This window comes from Hymenobacter rubripertinctus, assembly GCF_003583925.1.
Lineage (GTDB): Bacteria > Bacteroidota > Bacteroidia > Cytophagales > Hymenobacteraceae > Hymenobacter > Hymenobacter rubripertinctus.
Map to the genome: position 1 here is coordinate 1 of NZ_QYCN01000051.1, position 18,555 is coordinate 18,555.

Here is an 18,555-nt window from a genome sequence, read left to right on the forward strand (position 1 = left end):
ATCCGCTTTTCGGCTCGGGCGGGCTAGCAATAGAAATTACGTCCCATTTATATACTTTSCAAATAAARTATGGATAAAAAGTAGCGGCTGCTCCCGATTCCTCGAAAGCAGCCGCTAAACCCATATTATCAGTTTGTTATTCTACTTCGYGCCCAGYACGCGCAGCATCGTTTCRCCGATTTCGGCGGGSGAATCCACTACSTGGATGCCGMACTCGCGCATGATGGCCATTTTAGCGGCGGYCGTGTTGCAGCCACAAACGTTACGGTTAATCAAAAATTATTCAAGGGTCCGTTGTAATAGTTGTTTGATTCGTGTAAGGATCGTAGTGAACGTACAAAGTGCATGCTAAATGCACTCAATACTACGATGAAGGGGTTAATGTTATTTTTTGAAAAATCTGTAAACGTATTTTGCAGTAAAAAATAGTGCTGCTAAGAGTAGTGTTGTGCAAATTAATTGCCAAATGATAATTTCTACGGTCTCATTCATCTTATGCTGATGTATATTATGCCTACTCTATCATATCCGCTTTTCGGCTCGGGCGGGCTAGCAATAGAAATTACGTCCCATTTATATACTTTGCAAATAAAGTATGGATAAAAAGTAGCGGCTGCTCCCGATTCCTCGAAAGCAGCCGCTAAACCCATATTATCAGTTTGTTATTCTACTTCGCGGGAGGGGCCGTCTGGCCGGCGATGAAGCCTACGACGGGCTTTTTGTTGCCGTTCTCTTTAATCCAGCGGGCGGCTTCGGCTTCCATGCCGCCGCCGATTTCGCCAATCATCACGATGCCCTCGGTTTCGGGGTCGTTCATGAGCATTTCCACGGCTTCCTTGGTCGTCGTCCCGATGATGGGGTCGCCGCCGATGCCGATGGCCGTGGTTTGGCCCAGGCCGGCCTTGGTGAGCTGGTCTACGGCTTCGTAGGTCAGGGTGCCGGATTTCGACACGATGCCCACGCGGCCTTTCTGGAAGATGAAGCCGGGCATGATGCCCACTTTGCACTCGCCGGCGGTCATGACGCCGGGGCAGTTCGGCCCGATCATGCGCAGACCCTCGCGGCCTTTGAGGTACTCCTTCACCGCAATCATATCCTTGGTCGGGATGCCTTCGGTGATGGTGATGATAACTTTGATACCGGCGTCGGCGGCTTCCATGATGGCGTCGGCGGCGAAAGCCGGGGGCACGAAGATGATGCTGGTATCGGCCCCGGCCTGGGCTACGGCCTCGGCCACGGTGTTGAACACGGGGCGCTCCAGGTGCTGGGTGCCGCCTTTGCCGGGCGTTACGCCGCCAACTACGTTGGTGCCGTAGTCAATCATCTGTTGGGCGTGGAACGAGCCTTCGGAGCCGGTGAAGCCCTGCACAATCACTTTGGAATCCTTGTTTACCAGAACACTCATAGAAGTGGGGTTAGCGGAAGATGCGGGTTGAGGTGGGATGCTATTGCCGGCCGGCCCGGGCCGGCGGCGGGGCAAAAGTAGGCTTTTTTGCGGGCCGGGCGAAGCCGCCACCCGCTCTGGTCCGACAATTTCCCTTAATAAAGGTTCTGCGAGAGCGTGGGCCGGGCGTCGGGCCGGCCCCGAAACCTGGCGGAAGCCGCTTTGTGCCGGCTCAGCGGCAGGATATTTATGGTTCGGGGCCAGGCTTCGCCCCACAAATCCGTACCTTTGCGGCCTCTCTCGCAAACCCGCTTACCCCTCTCACCCATGTATTTGAACAACATCGTGGAGGCCATCGGCAACACACCGCTGGTTAAACTCAACCGCGTAACCGACGGCATCAAAGGCACCGTACTGGCTAAAGTAGAGTATTTCAACCCCGGCAACTCGGTGAAGGACCGGATGGCCGTGAAGATGATTGACGACGCCGAAAAGGCTGGCCTGCTGAAGCCCGGCGGCACCATCATTGAGGGTACCAGCGGCAACACCGGCATGGGCCTGGCCCTGACCGCCATTGCCCGCGGCTACAAGTGCATCTTCACGATGAGCGACAAGCAGAGCAAGGAAAAGCAGGACATCCTGCGGGCCGTGGGGGCCGAGGTTATCGTGTGCCCCACCAACGTATCGGCCGATGATCCGCGCAGCTACTACTCCATTGCCCGCAAGCTCAACGCCGAAATTCCGAACTCCTACTACCCCAACCAGTACGACAATATGTCGAACTCGGCGGCGCACTATGAGACTACCGGCCCCGAAATCTGGGCCCAGACGGAGGGCCGCATCACCCACCTGGCGGCCGGCGTAGGCACGGGCGGCACCATCTGCGGCACCGGCAAGTTCCTGAAGGAGCAGAACCCCGCCCTCGTGTCGGTGGGCCTCGACACCTACGGCTCGGTGTTCAAGAAATACAAGGAGACGGGTATTTTTGATGAGGACGAGATTTACTCCTACAAAACCGAGGGCATCGGCGAAGACATTCTGCCCAAGAATGTTAACTTCGACCTGATTGACCTTTTCATTAAAGTAACCGATCAGGATGCCGCCCTCATGACGCGTCGTCTGGCCAAGGAAGAAGGCCTGTTCGTAGGCTGGTCCTGCGGCTCGGCCGTGCACGGAGCCCTCGAATACGCCCGGGAGCACCTGAAGGCCGACGATACCATGGTCATCATTCTGCCCGACCACGGTACGCGCTACCTGGGCAAGATTTACAACGACGACTGGATGCGCGAGCAGGGCTGGCTCTAGGTCGCCGCACCAAGTATTCCTCCGCTTTCCTCACGCCTTTTTTCTGCCTCCGTATGGCGCACAAGCTCCGCAATATCGTGCTGGTTGACGATAACGAAACCACCAGTTTCCTCAACAACCGGCTGCTTAGCCGCCTCAACGTAGCCGAGCAGGTGCATACCTTCAGCAAGGCTGAGCAGGCGTACCAGCAGATCTGGGGCGGCGACAAAGGCGTGCAACCCGCGCCCGATGCCCCCGAGCTGGTGTTCGTGGACCTGAAAATGCCCGGCATGGACGGCTTTGAGTTCCTGAAGCTCTACAGCGACCTGCCGGAATCAGTACGCGAGAAAACGGTAATGGCCGTGCTCACCACTTCCATGCACTCGGCCGATACGGCCCGGGTGGCCCAGTACGCGGGAGTGGAGTATCTGGCCAAACCGCTTACGGAGGAAAAAATGGACAAGCTGCTGGAGAAGCGGTTCTAAAGGCAGAGCTGAGAACCAGGAAGTGAGAGGGGAGACAGTAGCCCTGTCATTCCGACGAAGGAGGAATCTGGCTTACATCGTTGAACGGCATCGTTCCAACGACTCACTCCAGATTCCTCCTTCGTCGGAATGACAGGGCTACTGTCTCCCCTCTCACTTCCTGGTTCTCGGTTCTATACTACGGCCTCCACAAACCGGAAGGCTTCGCCGTCGAACAGGCCTTTGTCGCTGAGTTTGAGGCTGGGGATGACGAGCAAAGCCATGAACGAAAGCGTCATGAACGGAGCCTGGAGGGGGGAGCCGAGCTGTTTGGCCGCCGTGTCGAGGGCGGTGTAGGCGGCGGCTACGGCCGGCCCGCTCTGGTCCGACATGAGGCCGGCCACGGGCAGGGGCAGCACCAGCTCCTCGCCCTCGGGCGTAACCACGGCCAGGCCGCCGCGGGCGTCCATCACTAGCTGCACGGCCCGGGCCAGGCTCTCATCGTCGCAGCCGACGGCCGTGATGTTGTGCGAATCGTGGCCAACGCTGCTGGCCAGGGCTCCACCCTGCAAGCCGAAACCCCGGATGAAGGCCACCGCCGGCGGGGCGGCGTGGTAGCGGTTGACGACGGTGAGCTTGAGGATGTCGCGGCTCAGGTCGGGCACCACCAGACCGTTTTCCACCCGCGCCGGCTCATCCAGCCGGGCTGTAATCAGCTGCCCGTCGAAGCACTCGATCAGGCGGATGGTGGGGGATTGGTTGTCAGTTGTCAGTTGTTGGTTGTTGGTTTGAACTGTATCCGAAGAGAGATTCGCCCCCTTTGACTTCTCACTTTTGACTGCGAAATCTCCGGCCTGTACTTGGTGGGCGGTGAAGTTATTCACCACCTCCACGGGCACGGCCGGAATGCGGTTTTCGCCGTTTTCGGCCACCAGCTCGCCGTTCAGATAGGTCTGGCGCACCCGGAAATCAGTCAGGTCGTCCACCACGATGAAGTCGGCCGGGTCGCCTTCGCGCAGCAGGCCCACGGGCAGGCGGTAGTGCTCCACGGGGTTGCGGCAGGCCACGCGCAGCACGTGCAGCACGTGCTGGCCCCGGGCCACGGCCCGCTGCACCAGCTGGTTGATGTGGCCCAGCACCAGCGTATCGGGGTGCTTGTCGTCGGAGCAGAACATCAGGTGCTCGTAGTGTTCGGGCAGCAGGTCAATCAGGGCCTCGAAGTTGCGGGCCGCCGAGCCTTCCCGGATCAGGATTTTCATGCCCACGGCCAGCTTGTCGAGGGCTTCTTCGGCCGTGAAGCACTCGTGGTCGGTGCTGATGCCAGCCGCAGCATAGTGGCGGGCCTGTTCGCCGCGCAAGCCGGGCGCGTGGCCATCCACGGGCCGATTGTACTGTTGGGCCAGCCGGATTTTCTCCATCACCAGCTCGTCGCGGTTGAGCACGCCGGGCCAGTTCATCATTTCGGCCAGGTACCCGATTTCGGGATGGTCGCGGAAGAGCAACTCAATGTCGGCGGCGGTAATTTCGGCCCCGGCCGTTTCGAAGGGGGTGGCGGGTACGCAGGAGGGCGCGCCGAAGCAGAACTTGAACGGTACCCGGGCCGCGTTGGCCAGCATGTACTTCACCCCCGCCACCCCCAGCACGTTGCCGATTTCGTGGGGGTCGGAAACGGTGGCCACGGTGCCGTGGACCACGGCGAGGCGGGCGAATTCGGAGGGCACCAGCAGGGAGCTTTCCACGTGCACGTGAGCATCCACAAAACCGGGCAGGGCGTAGGGCAGGGCGGGGTCGGGGGCGGKGGGTCCCAGGGGCACAATTTGCCGCACCCGGCCAGCGGCTACGTGCACGGTGGCGGGCGTTATCGTGTTGCTGAACAAGTTGATAACATTGGCCTGGAGGGTGAATTCGGCGGACATAAGGGGGGAGAAAAGCGCGGGAAAATGTGCCGGCGCGGGGCGGCGGCCGGGTAAAGAACCGTATATTTGCCCAAAATCCGCGCCGTGAGAAAGTTGGTAACCGTGTTCCTTGCTGCCCTCATCGGGGCTTCCGGCCTGACAACGGCGGGCTGTGCCACCCGCTCGCCGCAGCAGAAAAAAACGGCCTCTTTCAAGCGGAAAGCCAAATTTGGCAAGGTTCCTTGTCCCTGCGACAGTCATTAGCCGATTCTGCTGCGAACCCGCGCCTGCTCTCCTGCCTCTCCTTTAATTTGTCTGCTTTGATGCCCCTGCCCAAACCCATTACCCGGCTCGTTGTGCTGCTGCCGGCACTGCTGCTGGGCCTGGCAACGGGCCTGGCGCGGGGGCAGGGCGTTATTCCGGTGGGCACGCTGCCGCGTATCGTGGTATTCAAACCCGGGGCTTACCAACTCGCCAACGGCGGTTGGCAGCCCGGCCAGTTGTTTTTAGAAGCTACGGGCCAGTTGCGCGTGCGCCAGCCCGACAGCAAAGTAGCCACCACGTACGGCCCCGGCGAAGTCACGGCCTTCGTACTGGAGGCGGATACGTTTGGCGTCGTACGGGGAGTGGCGCTGACGGCCCGGCGGCGGCTGTCGGCCGTGTTTGCCCAGCGCCTCTACCACTACGGGCAGATGACGGCCTACAAGCTCGACTACCGGTTTGTGAATACGGGTGCCAGCCTGGCCACCTACGGCCCGGGAGGCAGCGACCTGGTGGTGCAGCCCGCCACCGGCGACGCGGTGATTGTGCCCGCCGGCCGCGGCAGCTTTACCCAGGCCATGCTGCCCCTGGTGGGCAGCTGCCCGGCGCTGGCCGACCAGATTGCCAAAGGCAAGCTCGGGCGTCAGCACACCCGCCAGATACTCCAGACCTATGCCCGCTGGCAGCAGACCACCGCTGAGGCCGCTACCAACTAAGCCTTTTTCCATGCCCGAATCGTCTGAAACGCCCTTAGCCTCCCTCCGCCAGGCCGCCGAAGCAGTGCGGCAGCAGTTGCGGGTCAACCACTACGATGCCGCCGCCGTGCAGCGGCTCGACGAGTTTATCGAGGGCCAGCGCGCTACCATCAGCGAAGCCGACCGCCAGGGCGTTATTACGGCCCTGGGCTGCTTTCTGGGGCAATGCCTGGTAGACACCTACGGTGGTACCTGGGCCCAGGGGCCTGATGGTACCACGGGCGTAGGGCTCAACCAGACGTCGTTTTTCAACCCATTTTACCGCGTAAGCGAGCAGCTGACCAAGGGCCCGGCCCAGTCGGTAACGGCGTTTTTCGCGGGCATACCCGAGCGCCTGGCGGCCAAGCCGGGCCGTAAAACCTGGATTTAGTGAGTCTTCCTAGTCTGTCCGACGTTAGCAGCCCCGAACTTGTCATGCAGAAAATCGTCATTGCCATCGACGGCTACTCTTCCTGTGGCAAAAGCACCACGGCCAAAGCCGTGGCCGCCGAGCTGGGCTACGCCTACATCGACACCGGGGCCATGTACCGGGCCGTGACGCTCTACCTGCTGGAGCGCGCCATTGCCTTCCATGACCTGCCCCGGGTGGAGCAGGCCCTGCACGAGATGCAGATTACCTTCAAGCGCAACCGCAAAACCGGCCGCAACGAGCTCTGCCTCGATGGCGTGATTCGGGAGGACGAAATCCGGCAGATGCGCATTTCCAACTCCGTGAGCGAGGTATCCGTGATTCCGGCCGTGCGCCATGCCCTGGTGCGCCAGCAGCAGCGCATGGGCCGCCACCGGGGCGTGGTGATGGACGGGCGCGACATCGGGACCACCGTGTTTCCCGATGCCGAGGTGAAGGTGTTTATGACGGCCGAAGTGCTCACCCGCGCCCTGCGCCGCCAGGAAGAGCTGGCCGCCAAGAACGAGCATGTGTCGGTGGAGGACATCGTGGAAAACCTGGAGAAGCGCGACCACCTCGACTCCACCCGCGCCGAAAGCCCCCTGCGCCGCGCCGCCGACGCCGTGCTGCTCGATACCACCCACATGATGATTGACGAGCAGGTGGATTTCGTGCTGGAGCGGGTGTCGGCGGCCCTGTTTTCGCGGGCGGCGGCGGGTTCGGCGCGGTAGTTGCCGGCCGGGGCGGAGCAAAATGGCCCCGCCATTGTTGTGAGTACAGTTCCGCGCGGTGCAGGGCCGTCCGGGCCGCGGGGCGGGGCTGTTTTGACCGGTTTTGTTGGGCGGTAGTAGTAGAGCAACGCGTATGAACGTTATCATCGATAAAAATTCCGGCTATTGTTTCGGCGTCGAGTTCGCCATTCAGATGGCCGAGGACGAGCTGGCCCAGGAACAAACCCTGTACTGCCTGGGCGACATCGTGCACAACCGCATGGAGGTGGAGCGCCTGCATGGGCTGGGCCTGCGCATCATCGACCGGGAGCAGCTCGAAACCATTCACGATGCCAAGGTGCTCATCCGGGCTCACGGCGAGCCGCCGGCCACTTATGAGCTGGCCCTGCGCAACAACCTGGAGCTCATCGACGCGTCCTGCCCGGTGGTGCTCAAGCTCCAGAACCGCGTAAAGCACGCCTTCGATGCCGCTAACCGCCAGCAGGGCCAGATTGTGATTTACGGCCAGCCCGGCCACGCCGAAGTGGCCGGCCTCACGGGCCAGACCCGCAACCAGGCCCTCATCGTGATGACCGAAGCGGACCTCGATCAGGTGGACTTCGCCCGGCCCGTGACCCTGTTCAGCCAGACCACCAAGAGCACCGCCGGCTTCTACCACATGAAGGCTCTGATGGAAGACCGCATCCGGGCGGCAGGCGGCTCCCTGGAAGCCTTTGACGCCAACGACAGCATCTGCCGGCAGGTGAGCAACCGCGAACCGGCCCTGGCCATTTTCGCGCAGCTGCACGATGTGGTGGTGTTCGTGAGCGGGCGCAAAAGCTCCAACGGCAAGGCCCTGTTTTCGGTGGTGAACCGCACCAACCCGCGCAGCTACTTCGTGGAAAACGAGCAGGAACTGGACGAGGCCTGGCTGCACGGGGCCGAATCGGTGGGCATCTGCGGGGCTACCAGCACCCCCATGTGGCTGATGGAACGCGTGAAGGAGCGCATTGAGGCAGTGGCCGCGCACGTGGTGTAAGAACGGTCATCGCGCCGCAGCAGGAATCAGTATGACCCGGATTCCTGCTGCGGCGGAATGACAGTTGCTATAGTGGCCGTTGCTGTAACTTGCCGGCTCCAACCCGTTTCTGCGTATGCGCCGTTTTCTCAACTACTTTCTCAGCGGATTCCTCATCGTGGCCCCCATCGGGCTAACTATCTATATCCTCTATGCGCTGCTACGCTGGCTCAACGACCTGTTCGCGGGCCTGAGCTTTGATATTCCGGGGCTGGGGCTGGTGGTGGCCGTGGCGCTGATTACGGCGGTGGGCTTCGTGGCCAAGTCGTTTCTGGTGCGGCCGTTTCTCATCATCACCGAGCGTCTGCTGCACCGCACGCCGCTGGTAAGCATCATCTATTCCAGCCTCAAGGACCTGTTCGATGCCTTCGTGGGCGACAACCAGAAGTTCAACCGGCCGGTGCTGGTGCGCATGAGCGGCCCCGAGCAGCTCTACAAAATGGGCTTCGTTACCCAGCCCGGCATGGTGGCCATTCACCGCGACGACCTGCTGGCCGTGTATTTCCCGCACTCCTACAACTTCTCCGGCGAGCTGGTGCTGGTGCCCGTCGAGAGCGTGACCTACCTGGAGCTGCCCAGCAGCGAAATCATGAAGTTCATCGTTTCCGGCGGCGTTTCGCGCCTGGGGTAGCGCTGAGTGAGGGAATAGCCGAAAGCAGGTGGGAGTACGCTCAACCGGGGCCAACCAAAACGGTTCGAACCACGCAACCGACGGTTGATCCTGCCAAATGTACGGTTGGGAAACGCGCGGTTGGGACCGGGTGGGGAAAACGCTAAGTTTGACTCAATCAACCACCTCAACCCTCCCGACTATGGAAGCCACCGACCGTAACCCCCAACTGTGGCGTCTGGCCCGCGACCGGGCCAAGTTCAAAGCCAATCTGTTTTCCTTCGTGGTCGTGAATGTCCTGCTTTAGGCCGTGTGGGCCGTTACGGGCCGCGAGTCCAACCCCATTCCTTGGCCGCTGTGGGTTACGTTCTTCTGGGGCTTTGGGGTGTTGATGCGCGGCCTACGGGTGTACGGCGGTTTCGGCTGGGCGCAGCTCTCGGCGCGCGAGTACGAGAAGCTGGTGCGCGAGCAGCAGAATGCCCTGCGCTAACGGGTGCGTAAGCGGCCGCGCTTGCGGGGCCTGAGCCGATGCCCCTGCCACCGTCGGGCAACCTTCGCGGCGGAGTGAAGGTTGTAAGCGGTATGAAAACCCGCTACTTCCTCCCGCTGCTGCTGGCTCCGCTGGCCCTGGCCGCCTGGGTCCCGAACCCGGCCGCGCCGGCCGCCGATGCCAATCTGAGCAAGATTAAACTGCCCGCCGGCTTCACCATCAGCTACTTCGCCCAGGGCGTAAAAAGCGCCCGCGAGCTGGCCCTGGGTCCCGATGGCACTGTGTACGTGGGCACCAAGGACGACAAGGTGTACGCCCTGCCCGACCGCAACAAGGATGGCCGGGCCGACGAGGTCATCACCCTGGCCACGGGCCTGAATGCGCCCAACGGCGTGGCCGTGCACGAGGGCAACCTGTACGTGGCCGAAATCAGCCGCATTTTGCGCTACGACAACGTGGCGGCCCACCTCCGGCAGGTGCCCAAGCCGGCCGTGGTGTATGGCAAGCTGCCCAGCAAGGAGTGGCACGGCTACCGCTACATTGCCTTCGGCCCCGATAACAAGCTTTACGTGCCGGTGGGCGCGCCCTGCAACAGCTGCCTGCCCGAAGCGCCGATTTTCGCCACCATCAACCGCATGAACCCCGACGGCTCGGGCCTGGAAACTTACGCCTATGGCGTGCGCAACACGGTGGGCTTCGACTGGAGCCCCCGCGACCAGGCGCTGTGGTTCACCGACAACGGCCGCGACATGCTGGGTGACAACCTGCCCGCCGATGAGCTGAACCGCGCCGCCGGCCCGGGCCAGCACTTCGGCTTTCCCTACTTCTTCGCCGGCGACGTGCCCGACCCCCAGCTGAGCAAGGGCAAATCAATGGCTACCTACGTGAAGCCGGCCCGCAAGCTGGGACCCCACGTGGCTGCCTTGGGCATGAAGTTTTATACCGGCCGGCAGTTTCCGGCCCAGTACCGCAACCAGATCCTGATTCCCGAGCACGGGTCGTGGAACCGCAGCAGCAAAATCGGCTACCGCATCACCCTGGTGAAACTCGATGCCAGTGGCCAGCAGGCCATCGGCTACGAAACCTTTGCCGAAGGCTGGCTCCAGGGCCAGAAATCCTGGGGCCGCCCCGTGTGCCTGCTGGTTCTGCCCGATGGCTCGCTGCTCGTGAGCGACGACCAGAACGACGCCGTCTACCGCATCAGCTACAAGGGGTAAACGGCAAGTCCGCCATTCCTCGGCAAGCTCAGAATAACGGACTGTCTTCAGCTCCTGCACTTTTAGGGCCTACGCAGCAGCAATGTAGCGCCAACCGCAGCCCCGCCCCTACACCGGGCAGCACCGGTAGACTACTTTAAAAAGTGCTCTGGGTTGCCTAAGAGCAGGCCCACCGGCGAGTCGGTCGTTTCGCCCAGGTGCAGCATCAGGTTGCACTTGCTCTTCCCGTTGCCGTAGGGGTTGCCCCTTCAGCCGGCCGGCTCCCCAGGCGCAGAAAGCCGAAGATGTGGGCCGCCACCACAATGTGCCCGCTCCCTGCCCGCGAGGTAAACACCTGTTCAAAAAAACGGCAGGTGTTTACCTGSSAGGTAAACACCYGKYCAAAAAAACGKCAGGTGTTTACCTGCCTGCATAGGACTTACGCACCCCGGTTGCTGCTGAGCCCCGAGGCATCATGAGCCTGGAAAAAGGCCTTACTCAGGCACCAGAGCCCCAACGGGACGGTGGTATTTGGTGCACGACTGATTCCGCCTCGCTGGGACTCAGCAGCAACCGAGTGCGTAAGCCTTGACTTTATAACTTTCCTATCTTGCCCCGCATGAAAAAGCAACGTGAACCCAAGCGCGTGGTAGGACGGCGGGAGTTGGTGGATTTCCCGGACCTTCAACTGCTGGGGGTGGAGGCGAAAGTGGATACCGGGGCCTTTACCGGGGCACTGCACTGTTCCAACATCCGGGAAATACCGGCGGCCAGCGGGCACCCCGAGCTGCACGTGCAGTTGCTCGACCCCTCGCACCCCAACTTCGATGGCTCGCCCATGCGCTTTGAGCACTTCACCGTGCGCGACATCCGCAGCTCCAACGGTGAGGTGCAGCAGCGCTACGTGATTGAGGCGACTATCCGGCTGTTTGGCCAGGATTTTCGGTCGGAATTCTCCCTTTCCGACCGTTCCGACATGAAATATCCCGTTCTTGTGGGCCGGGTGCTGCTGCGCCAGGCCCGGCTGATAGTAGACGTGGCCCGCCGCAACGTATCCTACAAGCAGCAACTCAGCGCTCACTGAAAACCGCGTGCCGGCCGGGCCTCGAAGTCCTCCCGTTGCGCGTAACCTCTCTCCTCTAAGTACCCATCCGATGAAACTGGCGATTCTATCGCGTGAGCCGAAGCTCTATTCTACGAACCGACTGGTTGAAGCTGCCCAGCAGCGGGGCCACGAAGTGGTAGTAGTCGACCACCTGCATTGTAATCTGGTGCTGGAAAAAGGGCAACCCGGCATTATCTACGAAGGGCAGAAGCTGGAAGGCATCGACGCCATTATCCCCCGCATTGGGGCTTCCGTCACGTTTTACGGGTGCGCCGTGGTGCGCCAGTTTGAAATGATGAAGGTGCGCACGGCCGTGGAAAGTCAGTCCATTGTGCGTAGCCGCGACAAGCTCCGCTCGATGCAGATTCTGAGCCGGGCCGGCGTTGGGATGCCCAAAACGGCCTTCACCAACTACTCCTCCGAGGTGCCGCAGATGATTGAGCAGGTAGGCGGTGCCCCCGTCATCATCAAGCTGCTCGAAGGCACCCAGGGCCTGGGCGTGGTGCTGGCCGAGTCGGCCAAGGCGGCCCAGTCGGTTATTGAGGCGTTCCACAACCTCAAGGCGCGCATTATCGTGCAGGAGTTTATTGCCGAGAGCAAAGGGGCCGACTTGCGGGCCTTCATCGTGAACGGCGAAGTGGTAGGGGCCATGAAGCGCCAGGGCAAGGAGGGCGAGTTTCGCTCCAACCTGCACCGGGGCGGCTCGGGCAAGCTCGTGAAGCTGACCCGGGCCGAAAAGACCGCCGCCTTGCTGGCGGCCAAATCCCTGGGCCTGGGCATTGCGGGCGTGGATATGCTGCAAAGCAAGCGCGGCCCGCTGGTGCTGGAGGTGAACTCCTCCCCCGGTCTGGAAGGAATTGAGCGCGCCACCGGCCTCGATATTGCCGGCAAAGTCATCGAGTACACCGAGCAGCTCACCCAGAAGCGCAAGGTAGTCGGGAAACCCAAGCCCTGAAGCCGCTGGTCGGCCCGCCGCTTTATTTCCGCGTTATCACCTCAGCTCCCCACCTTTTGCCTACCCCCAACCCCGATCATCTGCTGCACCTCAACGGGCTCACCATCAAGCCGGGCGAGCAGGTGCTCACCCGCCTCGTTATCTCGCGGCTGCCTTCCGGAACGGTGATTGACATTCCGGTGCACGTATTCCGGGCCCTGGAACCCGGCCCCACGGTGCTGCTGATGGCCGGCATGCACGGCGACGAGGTAAACGGCATCGAAACCATCCGGCGGCTGATCCGGCGGGAATTGCTGGCCCCCTTGCGCGGCACCATCATCGCCATTCCCATTCTCAACATCTATGGCTTCCTGAATTTCTCGCGGGAAGTGCCCGATGGCAAAGACGTGAACCGCAGCTTCCCCGGCAACCCCCGGGGCTCGTTGGCCAGCCGGGTGGCCCACCGCTTCATGCGCGAAATCATGCCCCTGATTGATTACGGCATCGATTTCCATACCGGCGGGGCCGTGCGGGCCAACATTCCCCAAATCCGGTGCCTGCTCCACCAGGATGAGCAGACCGACGCGCTGGCGGCGGCCTTCGCGGCCCCCTTCACCCTGCACGCCGGGTTGCGGCCCGGCTCGCTGCGCGAAACGGCCATGCAGCAGGGCCGCCGCATTATCGTGTACGAAACCGGCGAGTCGATGCGCCTCGATGAGGAGGGCATCGATATGGGCATCACCGGTACGCTGCGGGTGCTGCACCACCTGGGCATGAAGCCCGAAGCGCCCCTGCCGGCCCACCCGACGGTGGTGTGCGTGCGCTCTACGTGGTTGCGGGCCAGGTACGCCGGCATTTTCCGCAGCCTCGTTCACCTGGGCCAGTACGTGGAAGAGGGCCAGGCCTACGGCTCCGTGGCCGACCCCTACGGCGAGCGGTCGGTGCGGCTGGAGTCGCCGGTAGCGGGCTACATCATCGGCCTCAACCACATGCCCGTCGTCAACCAGGGCGACGCCCTCGTGCACGTGGCCCGCACCGATGCTGCCCCCAGCCGCACCGACAACTCCCCGCCCTTCGACGAAAAACCCGCCAAAGCCACCGAAGAAGAGCCCGAGGACGAAGACGGCTCGGATAGTCTGGGCGAAGAAATCTGGTAGTGAATCGGGGTGTGCGCGCGCGCGCTGTCCGAGCCTTTCGGCGGAGCCCTCCCTGTTCTGTCTTTGTTTCCCGTCAAGCCGGATTTGCCGTACTTTGGGCCGCCGCTGAACGGCCTTTCCCGCAATTCCTCTTCTTCTAAATGAAAAACTCCCTCCAACTCATCGTGAATGCTGTGCTGGCTATTGCCGTCGCGGTGCTGTTCTACCTCTACTTCGCCGGCCAGCCCGCCAAAGCGGTGCGCCCGCCGGTGGCCGTCGTGGCCACCGCCACCGATTCTGCCGCCACGGACGCTCCTGAGGCGGAGGAGCCGGAAGCGGAAGAGTCCAGCCTGTCGGCCCTGGCCGACACCAACAAGGTGGGCTACGTGGAATCGGGTAAGCTGCTGGACGGCTACCAGGGCATGAAGGATGCGCGCAAACGTCTGGAAACGAAGGCCCGCGGCTGGGAGGCCCAGAACAAGAAGCTGGTGACCGGCTTCCAGGCCGCCGTGCAGCAGTATCAGCAGAAGGCGGAAAGCATGACCCAGGAGCAGCGCGCTACTACCGAGCAGCAATTGCAGGCCCGGCAGATGCAGGTGGCCCAGGAGCAGGAAAAACTCCAGCGCCAGGCCCAGGAAGAAGAGGCTAAAACCACCCAGCAGGCCCTGGAGCGGGCCAACAAGCAGATTGAGCGCTACGGCAAGCAGCATGGCTACCGCCTGATTCTGCTCTCCGGCGGCGGCGGCATCGGCTACGCCCGCAAAGATCTCGACGTGACGACGCCCGTGCTGCGGTTTCTCAACGACGAATACCGGGGCAAGAAGTAGGGTTCTCGTTTTTGCTGGTTGTTGATCCGTCCCGGGTCCGGTTCTCTGAATCGGACCCGGACTCGTTTAAACCGGGTGGGTGGTCTGGCCGCCAACCAGCAATCTGCCCGGTCGCGGGTAGCTTCCTGCTCATTCCTGGATTGCGTATGAAAAACCGGCTGAAATTCCCGGCTCTGCTGGCGCTTACCCTGCTAACGGTATCCTCTTGCTGGCTGACCAGCTGCGTGGCTGCGGCCCCACCCGCCCTGGTGGGGCGCCCGTATCCACCCCGGCCCGTGTACCGGCCGTACTATCGCCCCGCCCCCGGAGTGGTGGTGCCAGCCCGGCGGCCGGTGATAGTAGCGCCGGCCCCGCGCCCTTACTACCGCTACCGCCCTCACCGCTACGTGCGGGTGCGGTAAGGAGCAGTGGCTCCCGAAAAAGCGTCCCTGCCATACACACAGGAACGCTTTTTTGGGGCTTACTGGTGCTGAAAACGGCTGACTGCCGGACCGCTGCGGGTGTGCACGAGCAGCCAATACTGGCCCGGCGCTAGTGCTGCTACCGCCAGGGTAGCCCGTAGCGTACCGTGGTGCAGTCGGCCCAGGCTGGTAAGTACCACCTGCCCTATCAGGTTGCGAATTTCTATCGTTACTGCCTCCTGGGGGGACAGGGAGTGCAGCTCCAGGTGCAGCTGCGCGGTGGCCGGGTTGGGGTAGCAGAGCAGGACCGGGGCGGGCAACCGGGGCCGGCTGCCCGTTATCACCGCCTGGAAATCGGAATAATTGCTTCGCTCTCGATTAACGAACTGGGCCAGCAATGGAAAGTATAACTGCTCAGTTCGCCGGATCAGGCGAATCTGGGAATCGTAGCGCAGCTGGGCCCGCAGCTCGTTGGTGAGTACCCAGGCTCCCGTGAGCCAGTCTTCCTGGCGGTAGCCCAGGTCGTTGCCCTGAGCATCCACGGGCTCGGTGTAGCGCCGGAAGTTCTGCCACCCGCCGCCCACCGCTTCCTCCACTACTTCTACCACGCTGCCGCCCGCCGCGTAGGTGAGAGCGTAGCGCTGAAAATCGATCCACTGGCCCGGATTCAGCCACGCCTGCACCCGGAACCCGGCCGGCCGGCGGGTGGGCCAGTCGTGCCAGCGCAGGTCAACGACTCGTTCTTCGTTCTCCCAGCCGGTGCCCGTCCAGCGCTGGGTCAGTGCTGCGGCCCACTGCTCGTTGCTGAGCGTGTACTCGAAGCGGGTGTCGTTGCTGAACGTGTCGGCGGCGAATACCTGCACGATCTGCTCCGTCAGAACCGCGCCAACGTAGGCGTTCAGGTAGCGAAACCCATCGGTGGTCTGCCAGTCGGTGCCGGTCCAGGCCTGGCTGTGGTACTCCGTGAGCTGGCTCTGGGCATCGAAACGGCGCAGGTAGCGGAATGCATTGAGCCAGGGCTGGCCATTGCCGGTTTGAACCAGGGTTTCCAGCAGGTTGCCTTGGGCATCATAGGTGTAGAGCTGGCGCTCAAGTGGCGTGGCCGTTACCGAATCGGAGGAGATGAGCCGGGTGAGTTGGCCGGCCGCGTCGTAGGTGCGTTGTTCGCGAATCGGGTTGATCCAGGTGGCCGAAGTGGCATTCCAGCCGTAGCGCACGGCCTGGCGGGGCAGAAACGCCGCCCCCGGCCGCCGCAGTGGCCCATCAACGCCGGAGCGGCTCCCGGGCGGCATCAGGGCGCGCGGCAGCCGTTGGGCCAACAATGGGCCGGCCAACAGCAGCAGCCCGCACAACAACCACCCGCGCAACAAAAGCATGGCAAAAAGGATCAACAGGTAGGGCTACGTCCGAATACCGGCGTGACTCTGGAATTTACATAATAAATACGTTAATTTATAGGGTTATAAACAGTGATTGTGGCTGCTTGCTACCTTCGCTACCCCTTCGCCCGAAAAACCGCTACGTTTTTAGCCGCCCTGACACTGCCCGATCATTCGAGTACGGGTGCTTGAACGCAAAAAATCCGGCCCCACGCACAGTGAGGCCGGACAAAACAGGTTTTCAGTGTAGCCAGCAGTTTCGGCTTACCAGTGCCACGCCAACGGTTGGCTGGGGCTGCTGCTGGTGATGGGGGGTTAGAAAACGAAGCGCAGGCTAACGGCCGCGTCGCTGTATAAGCCGGTGTAACCCCGGAATACTTCAAAGAAGGGCTTGTAATCAACCCCTAGCACGAAGGGCAGGTCTTCCATCTTGTATTCGAGCCCGAGGATGAGGTCGGCCCCGCCCACCAGATAGCTGGTATCGTCGTTGTAGTACTGGACGTAGTAGTTTTTGTTTTTGCCGCGACGGAAGCGTACGTCCTCGTAGTAGTAGCGGCCCTGGTAGGAGCCCAGGTGCGCCCCGGCCCCGTAGTAGAATTGCAGGCCCTTCAAATCGGAGATGGGAAGGTGTTTTTCCAGCAGCAATGTGACGCGGCCACCCCGGGCGGCGTATTCGCGGGTGAGCAGGCCCTCAACGGCCACGTTGTTCTTTCCGCTCAGAAAGTGCTTGACCGTCAGGCCCGACGACCACCCGCCGCCCCGCAGGCCGATGCCGGTGGTGTAGCCCGCGCCGCCGCCGCTTTTCTTGCGGCTCTGGGCCTGCGTAGTTGCACTGGTAGCCAGCAACCCCAGGGTTGCTACGCCAACGAACCAATAGTTCATGGGAAAAGGAAATAGGAGGAAAGCAGATTTCCCGCAAAAGTACAAAGTAGTCCCGACAATCCGGAGTGATCAGTGCACCCCAGGCAGCGAGTTGAGCCACCCGATGCTTCGGTTTTCAGCCGGTGGCTACCGGGCCGGGCACGTTGCCGTTCTGGTGGCGCTGCCCAAGCCTACTCCGCCTGCAACAGTTGGGTGTGCTCGGGCGAGAGGTGCACCAATCCCTGCTTGTAGAGGGCTCCGAGGGCTTTTTTGAACACCTTCTTGCTCATGCCCAGGCGGCGGTACACGTCGTCGGCCAGGCTTTTGTCGCCGAGGGGCAGCAGCCCGTTGGGGGCGGCGCGCAGGGCGGCCAGCAGCGTGTCGGTGGCGGCCAGGGCTTCGTCGTAACCGGGGCGCTGGAGGCTCAGGTCGAGCTTGCCGTCGGGGCGGATGGTGCGCACGAAGCCCGTCAGCACGTCGCCCAGGCGCAGGGGCTTGAACACTTCGTTGTGGTAGACGAGGCCCTGGTGGGTGCCATCGACGAGCATTTTGAAGCCCAGGTCGGTTTCCTCGGCCACGAACAGGTTGGCCGCGTCGCCGACGTTGCCGGGGTAGGGCTGCTCACTCAGAAACCACTCCCACTTGGCCGAGGCCACAATGCGGTCGGAGGCTTCGTCCAGGTACACGAACACCGTCACCCGCTCGCCGGGGCGCAGATTGCGCCGCTGGTTGCGGTAGGGCAGCAGCAGGTCCTTTTCCAGGCCCCAGTCGAGGTAAGCCCCGGTCGTGGACACGTCGCGCACGCTCAGGGCCGCGAACTGGCCTACCCGGGCGTGGGGCTCCAGGTTGGTGGCAATGAGCCGGTCCTCGGAGTCGCGGTACACGAACACGTGCACCACGTCGCCGATCTGGGTGCCCGGCTCCACGTACTTGCGCGGTAGCAGCAGGTCGCCATCGTCGGAGGTCAAATAGAGGCCGAAGTCGACCTCCCGGACTACTTCCAGGTCGTTGAAATCACCGAGGTTCATTCGTCAGTCAGAAATTAAAAGGTAAAAAGCGAAACCGACCGGTGCGGTCGGGCCTGGCCGCCACGAAGGTACGCAAACGGGGGCGGCACAACCGGAACCCCCGCCCAGGCCGGCCGAATAGCTCGTGGGTGGGGAGCCGCAACCCGTTGCCGGGTTCATGCCCAAAAAAGCGGGTCCCGGATGCCTGGKGCATCCGGGACCCGCGTGCCGGTCGGGGGGTCGGGGGCGCGCGGTGGCTAGTGGTTGACCTGGATCTGGTAGCGCGCGGTTTTTTGCCCGCGTCGGCTGTGCAGAAAATACAACCCCGCCGGCCAGGCGTGGGTATCAATTTTCAGCACCTGCCCGCCGTGGGTCGGGCCTTCGTACATG

Annotated in this window: 17 protein-coding genes and 2 pseudogenes; 14 read left to right on the top strand and 5 right to left on the bottom strand. The window is 62.3% G+C overall.

Annotated elements, in window-relative coordinates; translation table 11 throughout:
* Positions 1 to 670: 670 nt before the first annotated feature.
* Positions 671 to 1,405 (bottom strand): annotated as a pseudogene (gene sucD / locus D0T11_RS20085) (succinate--CoA ligase subunit alpha); the annotation flags it as partial.
* A 306-nt stretch (positions 1,406 to 1,711) separates the two neighbouring features.
* On the opposite strand from sucD, the pseudogene D0T11_RS20090 reads away from it, so the two are divergent.
* Together D0T11_RS20090 and D0T11_RS20095 are read left to right on the top strand one after the other, a co-directional pair.
* Positions 1,712 to 2,686 (top strand): annotated as a pseudogene (locus tag D0T11_RS20090) (PLP-dependent cysteine synthase family protein); the annotation flags it as partial.
* A gap of 56 nt (positions 2,687 to 2,742) precedes the next feature.
* On the top strand, positions 2,743 to 3,153 hold the full coding sequence (locus tag D0T11_RS20095) for a response regulator (protein WP_119657603.1): 411 nt from the start codon (positions 2,743 to 2,745) through the stop codon (positions 3,151 to 3,153).
* Between the two features lie 173 nt (positions 3,154 to 3,326).
* Here the strand turns inward: D0T11_RS20095 and ade are convergent, their stop codons facing one another.
* Complete coding sequence (gene ade / locus D0T11_RS20100) at positions 3,327 to 5,048, bottom strand: adenine deaminase (RefSeq protein WP_119657604.1); 1,722 nt, start codon at positions 5,046 to 5,048, stop codon at positions 3,327 to 3,329.
* A gap of 302 nt (positions 5,049 to 5,350) precedes the next feature.
* On the opposite strand from ade, the gene D0T11_RS20105 reads away from it, so the two are divergent.
* The 12 genes from D0T11_RS20105 to D0T11_RS20160 all read left to right on the top strand — a co-directional run bounded on the left by D0T11_RS20105 (position 5,351) and on the right by D0T11_RS20160 (position 14,918).
* Positions 5,351 to 6,004, top strand: a complete 654-nt coding sequence (locus tag D0T11_RS20105) for a hypothetical protein (RefSeq protein ID WP_119657605.1) — start codon at positions 5,351 to 5,353, stop codon at positions 6,002 to 6,004.
* A 10-nt stretch (positions 6,005 to 6,014) separates the two neighbouring features.
* Positions 6,015 to 6,413: a hypothetical protein gene (locus D0T11_RS20110; RefSeq protein WP_119657606.1), complete on the top strand. Its 399-nt coding sequence runs from the start codon at positions 6,015 to 6,017 to the stop codon at positions 6,411 to 6,413.
* Between the two features lie 44 nt (positions 6,414 to 6,457).
* A complete protein-coding gene (cmk, locus tag D0T11_RS20115) occupies positions 6,458 to 7,162 on the top strand; it encodes a (d)CMP kinase (RefSeq protein ID WP_119657607.1) in 705 nt (234 codons plus the stop codon).
* A gap of 133 nt (positions 7,163 to 7,295) precedes the next feature.
* Positions 7,296 to 8,180, top strand: coding sequence for a 4-hydroxy-3-methylbut-2-enyl diphosphate reductase (locus tag D0T11_RS20120; protein ID WP_119657608.1), 885 nt, complete (start codon positions 7,296 to 7,298; stop codon positions 8,178 to 8,180).
* A gap of 115 nt (positions 8,181 to 8,295) precedes the next feature.
* A complete protein-coding gene (locus D0T11_RS20125; protein ID WP_119657609.1) occupies positions 8,296 to 8,850 on the top strand; it encodes a DUF502 domain-containing protein in 555 nt (184 codons plus the stop codon).
* Between the two features lie 289 nt (positions 8,851 to 9,139).
* Entirely contained in the window at positions 9,140 to 9,319 is a 180-nt protein-coding gene (locus tag D0T11_RS20130) for a 2TM domain-containing protein (protein WP_119657610.1), read from the top strand.
* A 92-nt stretch (positions 9,320 to 9,411) separates the two neighbouring features.
* Positions 9,412 to 10,536, top strand: a complete 1,125-nt coding sequence (locus D0T11_RS20135; protein WP_119657611.1) for a PQQ-dependent sugar dehydrogenase — start codon at positions 9,412 to 9,414, stop codon at positions 10,534 to 10,536.
* A 598-nt stretch (positions 10,537 to 11,134) separates the two neighbouring features.
* Positions 11,135 to 11,599 carry an ATP-dependent zinc protease family protein gene (locus tag D0T11_RS20140; RefSeq protein WP_119657612.1) on the top strand — a complete coding sequence of 155 codons (465 nt, stop codon included), beginning with the start codon at positions 11,135 to 11,137 and terminating at the stop codon, positions 11,597 to 11,599.
* Positions 11,600 to 11,669: 70 nt separating this feature from the next.
* Positions 11,670 to 12,575, top strand: a complete 906-nt coding sequence (gene rimK / locus D0T11_RS20145; protein ID WP_119657613.1) for a 30S ribosomal protein S6--L-glutamate ligase — start codon at positions 11,670 to 11,672, stop codon at positions 12,573 to 12,575.
* Between the two features lie 56 nt (positions 12,576 to 12,631).
* A complete protein-coding gene (locus D0T11_RS20150) occupies positions 12,632 to 13,711 on the top strand; it encodes a succinylglutamate desuccinylase/aspartoacylase family protein (RefSeq protein ID WP_245991068.1) in 1,080 nt (359 codons plus the stop codon).
* A gap of 140 nt (positions 13,712 to 13,851) precedes the next feature.
* The gene (locus tag D0T11_RS20155) at positions 13,852 to 14,517 is read left to right on the top strand and encodes an OmpH family outer membrane protein (RefSeq protein ID WP_119657614.1); all 666 of its coding nucleotides are present in this window, start codon (positions 13,852 to 13,854) and stop codon (positions 14,515 to 14,517) included.
* A gap of 146 nt (positions 14,518 to 14,663) precedes the next feature.
* Positions 14,664 to 14,918 (top strand): hypothetical protein, encoded by a 255-nt coding sequence (locus D0T11_RS20160; protein WP_119657615.1) that lies wholly within the window; start codon positions 14,664 to 14,666, stop codon positions 14,916 to 14,918.
* A gap of 59 nt (positions 14,919 to 14,977) precedes the next feature.
* Here the strand turns inward: D0T11_RS20160 and D0T11_RS20165 are convergent, their stop codons facing one another.
* The 3 genes from D0T11_RS20165 to D0T11_RS20175 form a co-directional block, all read right to left on the bottom strand.
* Complete coding sequence (locus tag D0T11_RS20165; RefSeq protein ID WP_119657616.1) at positions 14,978 to 16,294, bottom strand: T9SS type A sorting domain-containing protein; 1,317 nt, start codon at positions 16,292 to 16,294, stop codon at positions 14,978 to 14,980.
* A gap of 318 nt (positions 16,295 to 16,612) precedes the next feature.
* Positions 16,613 to 17,179: a hypothetical protein gene (locus tag D0T11_RS20170; RefSeq protein WP_119657617.1), complete on the bottom strand. Its 567-nt coding sequence runs from the start codon at positions 17,177 to 17,179 to the stop codon at positions 16,613 to 16,615.
* A gap of 170 nt (positions 17,180 to 17,349) precedes the next feature.
* The gene (locus D0T11_RS20175; RefSeq protein WP_119657618.1) at positions 17,350 to 18,186 is read right to left on the bottom strand and encodes a CvfB family protein; all 837 of its coding nucleotides are present in this window, start codon (positions 18,184 to 18,186) and stop codon (positions 17,350 to 17,352) included.
* Positions 18,187 to 18,555 lie beyond the last annotated feature (369 nt).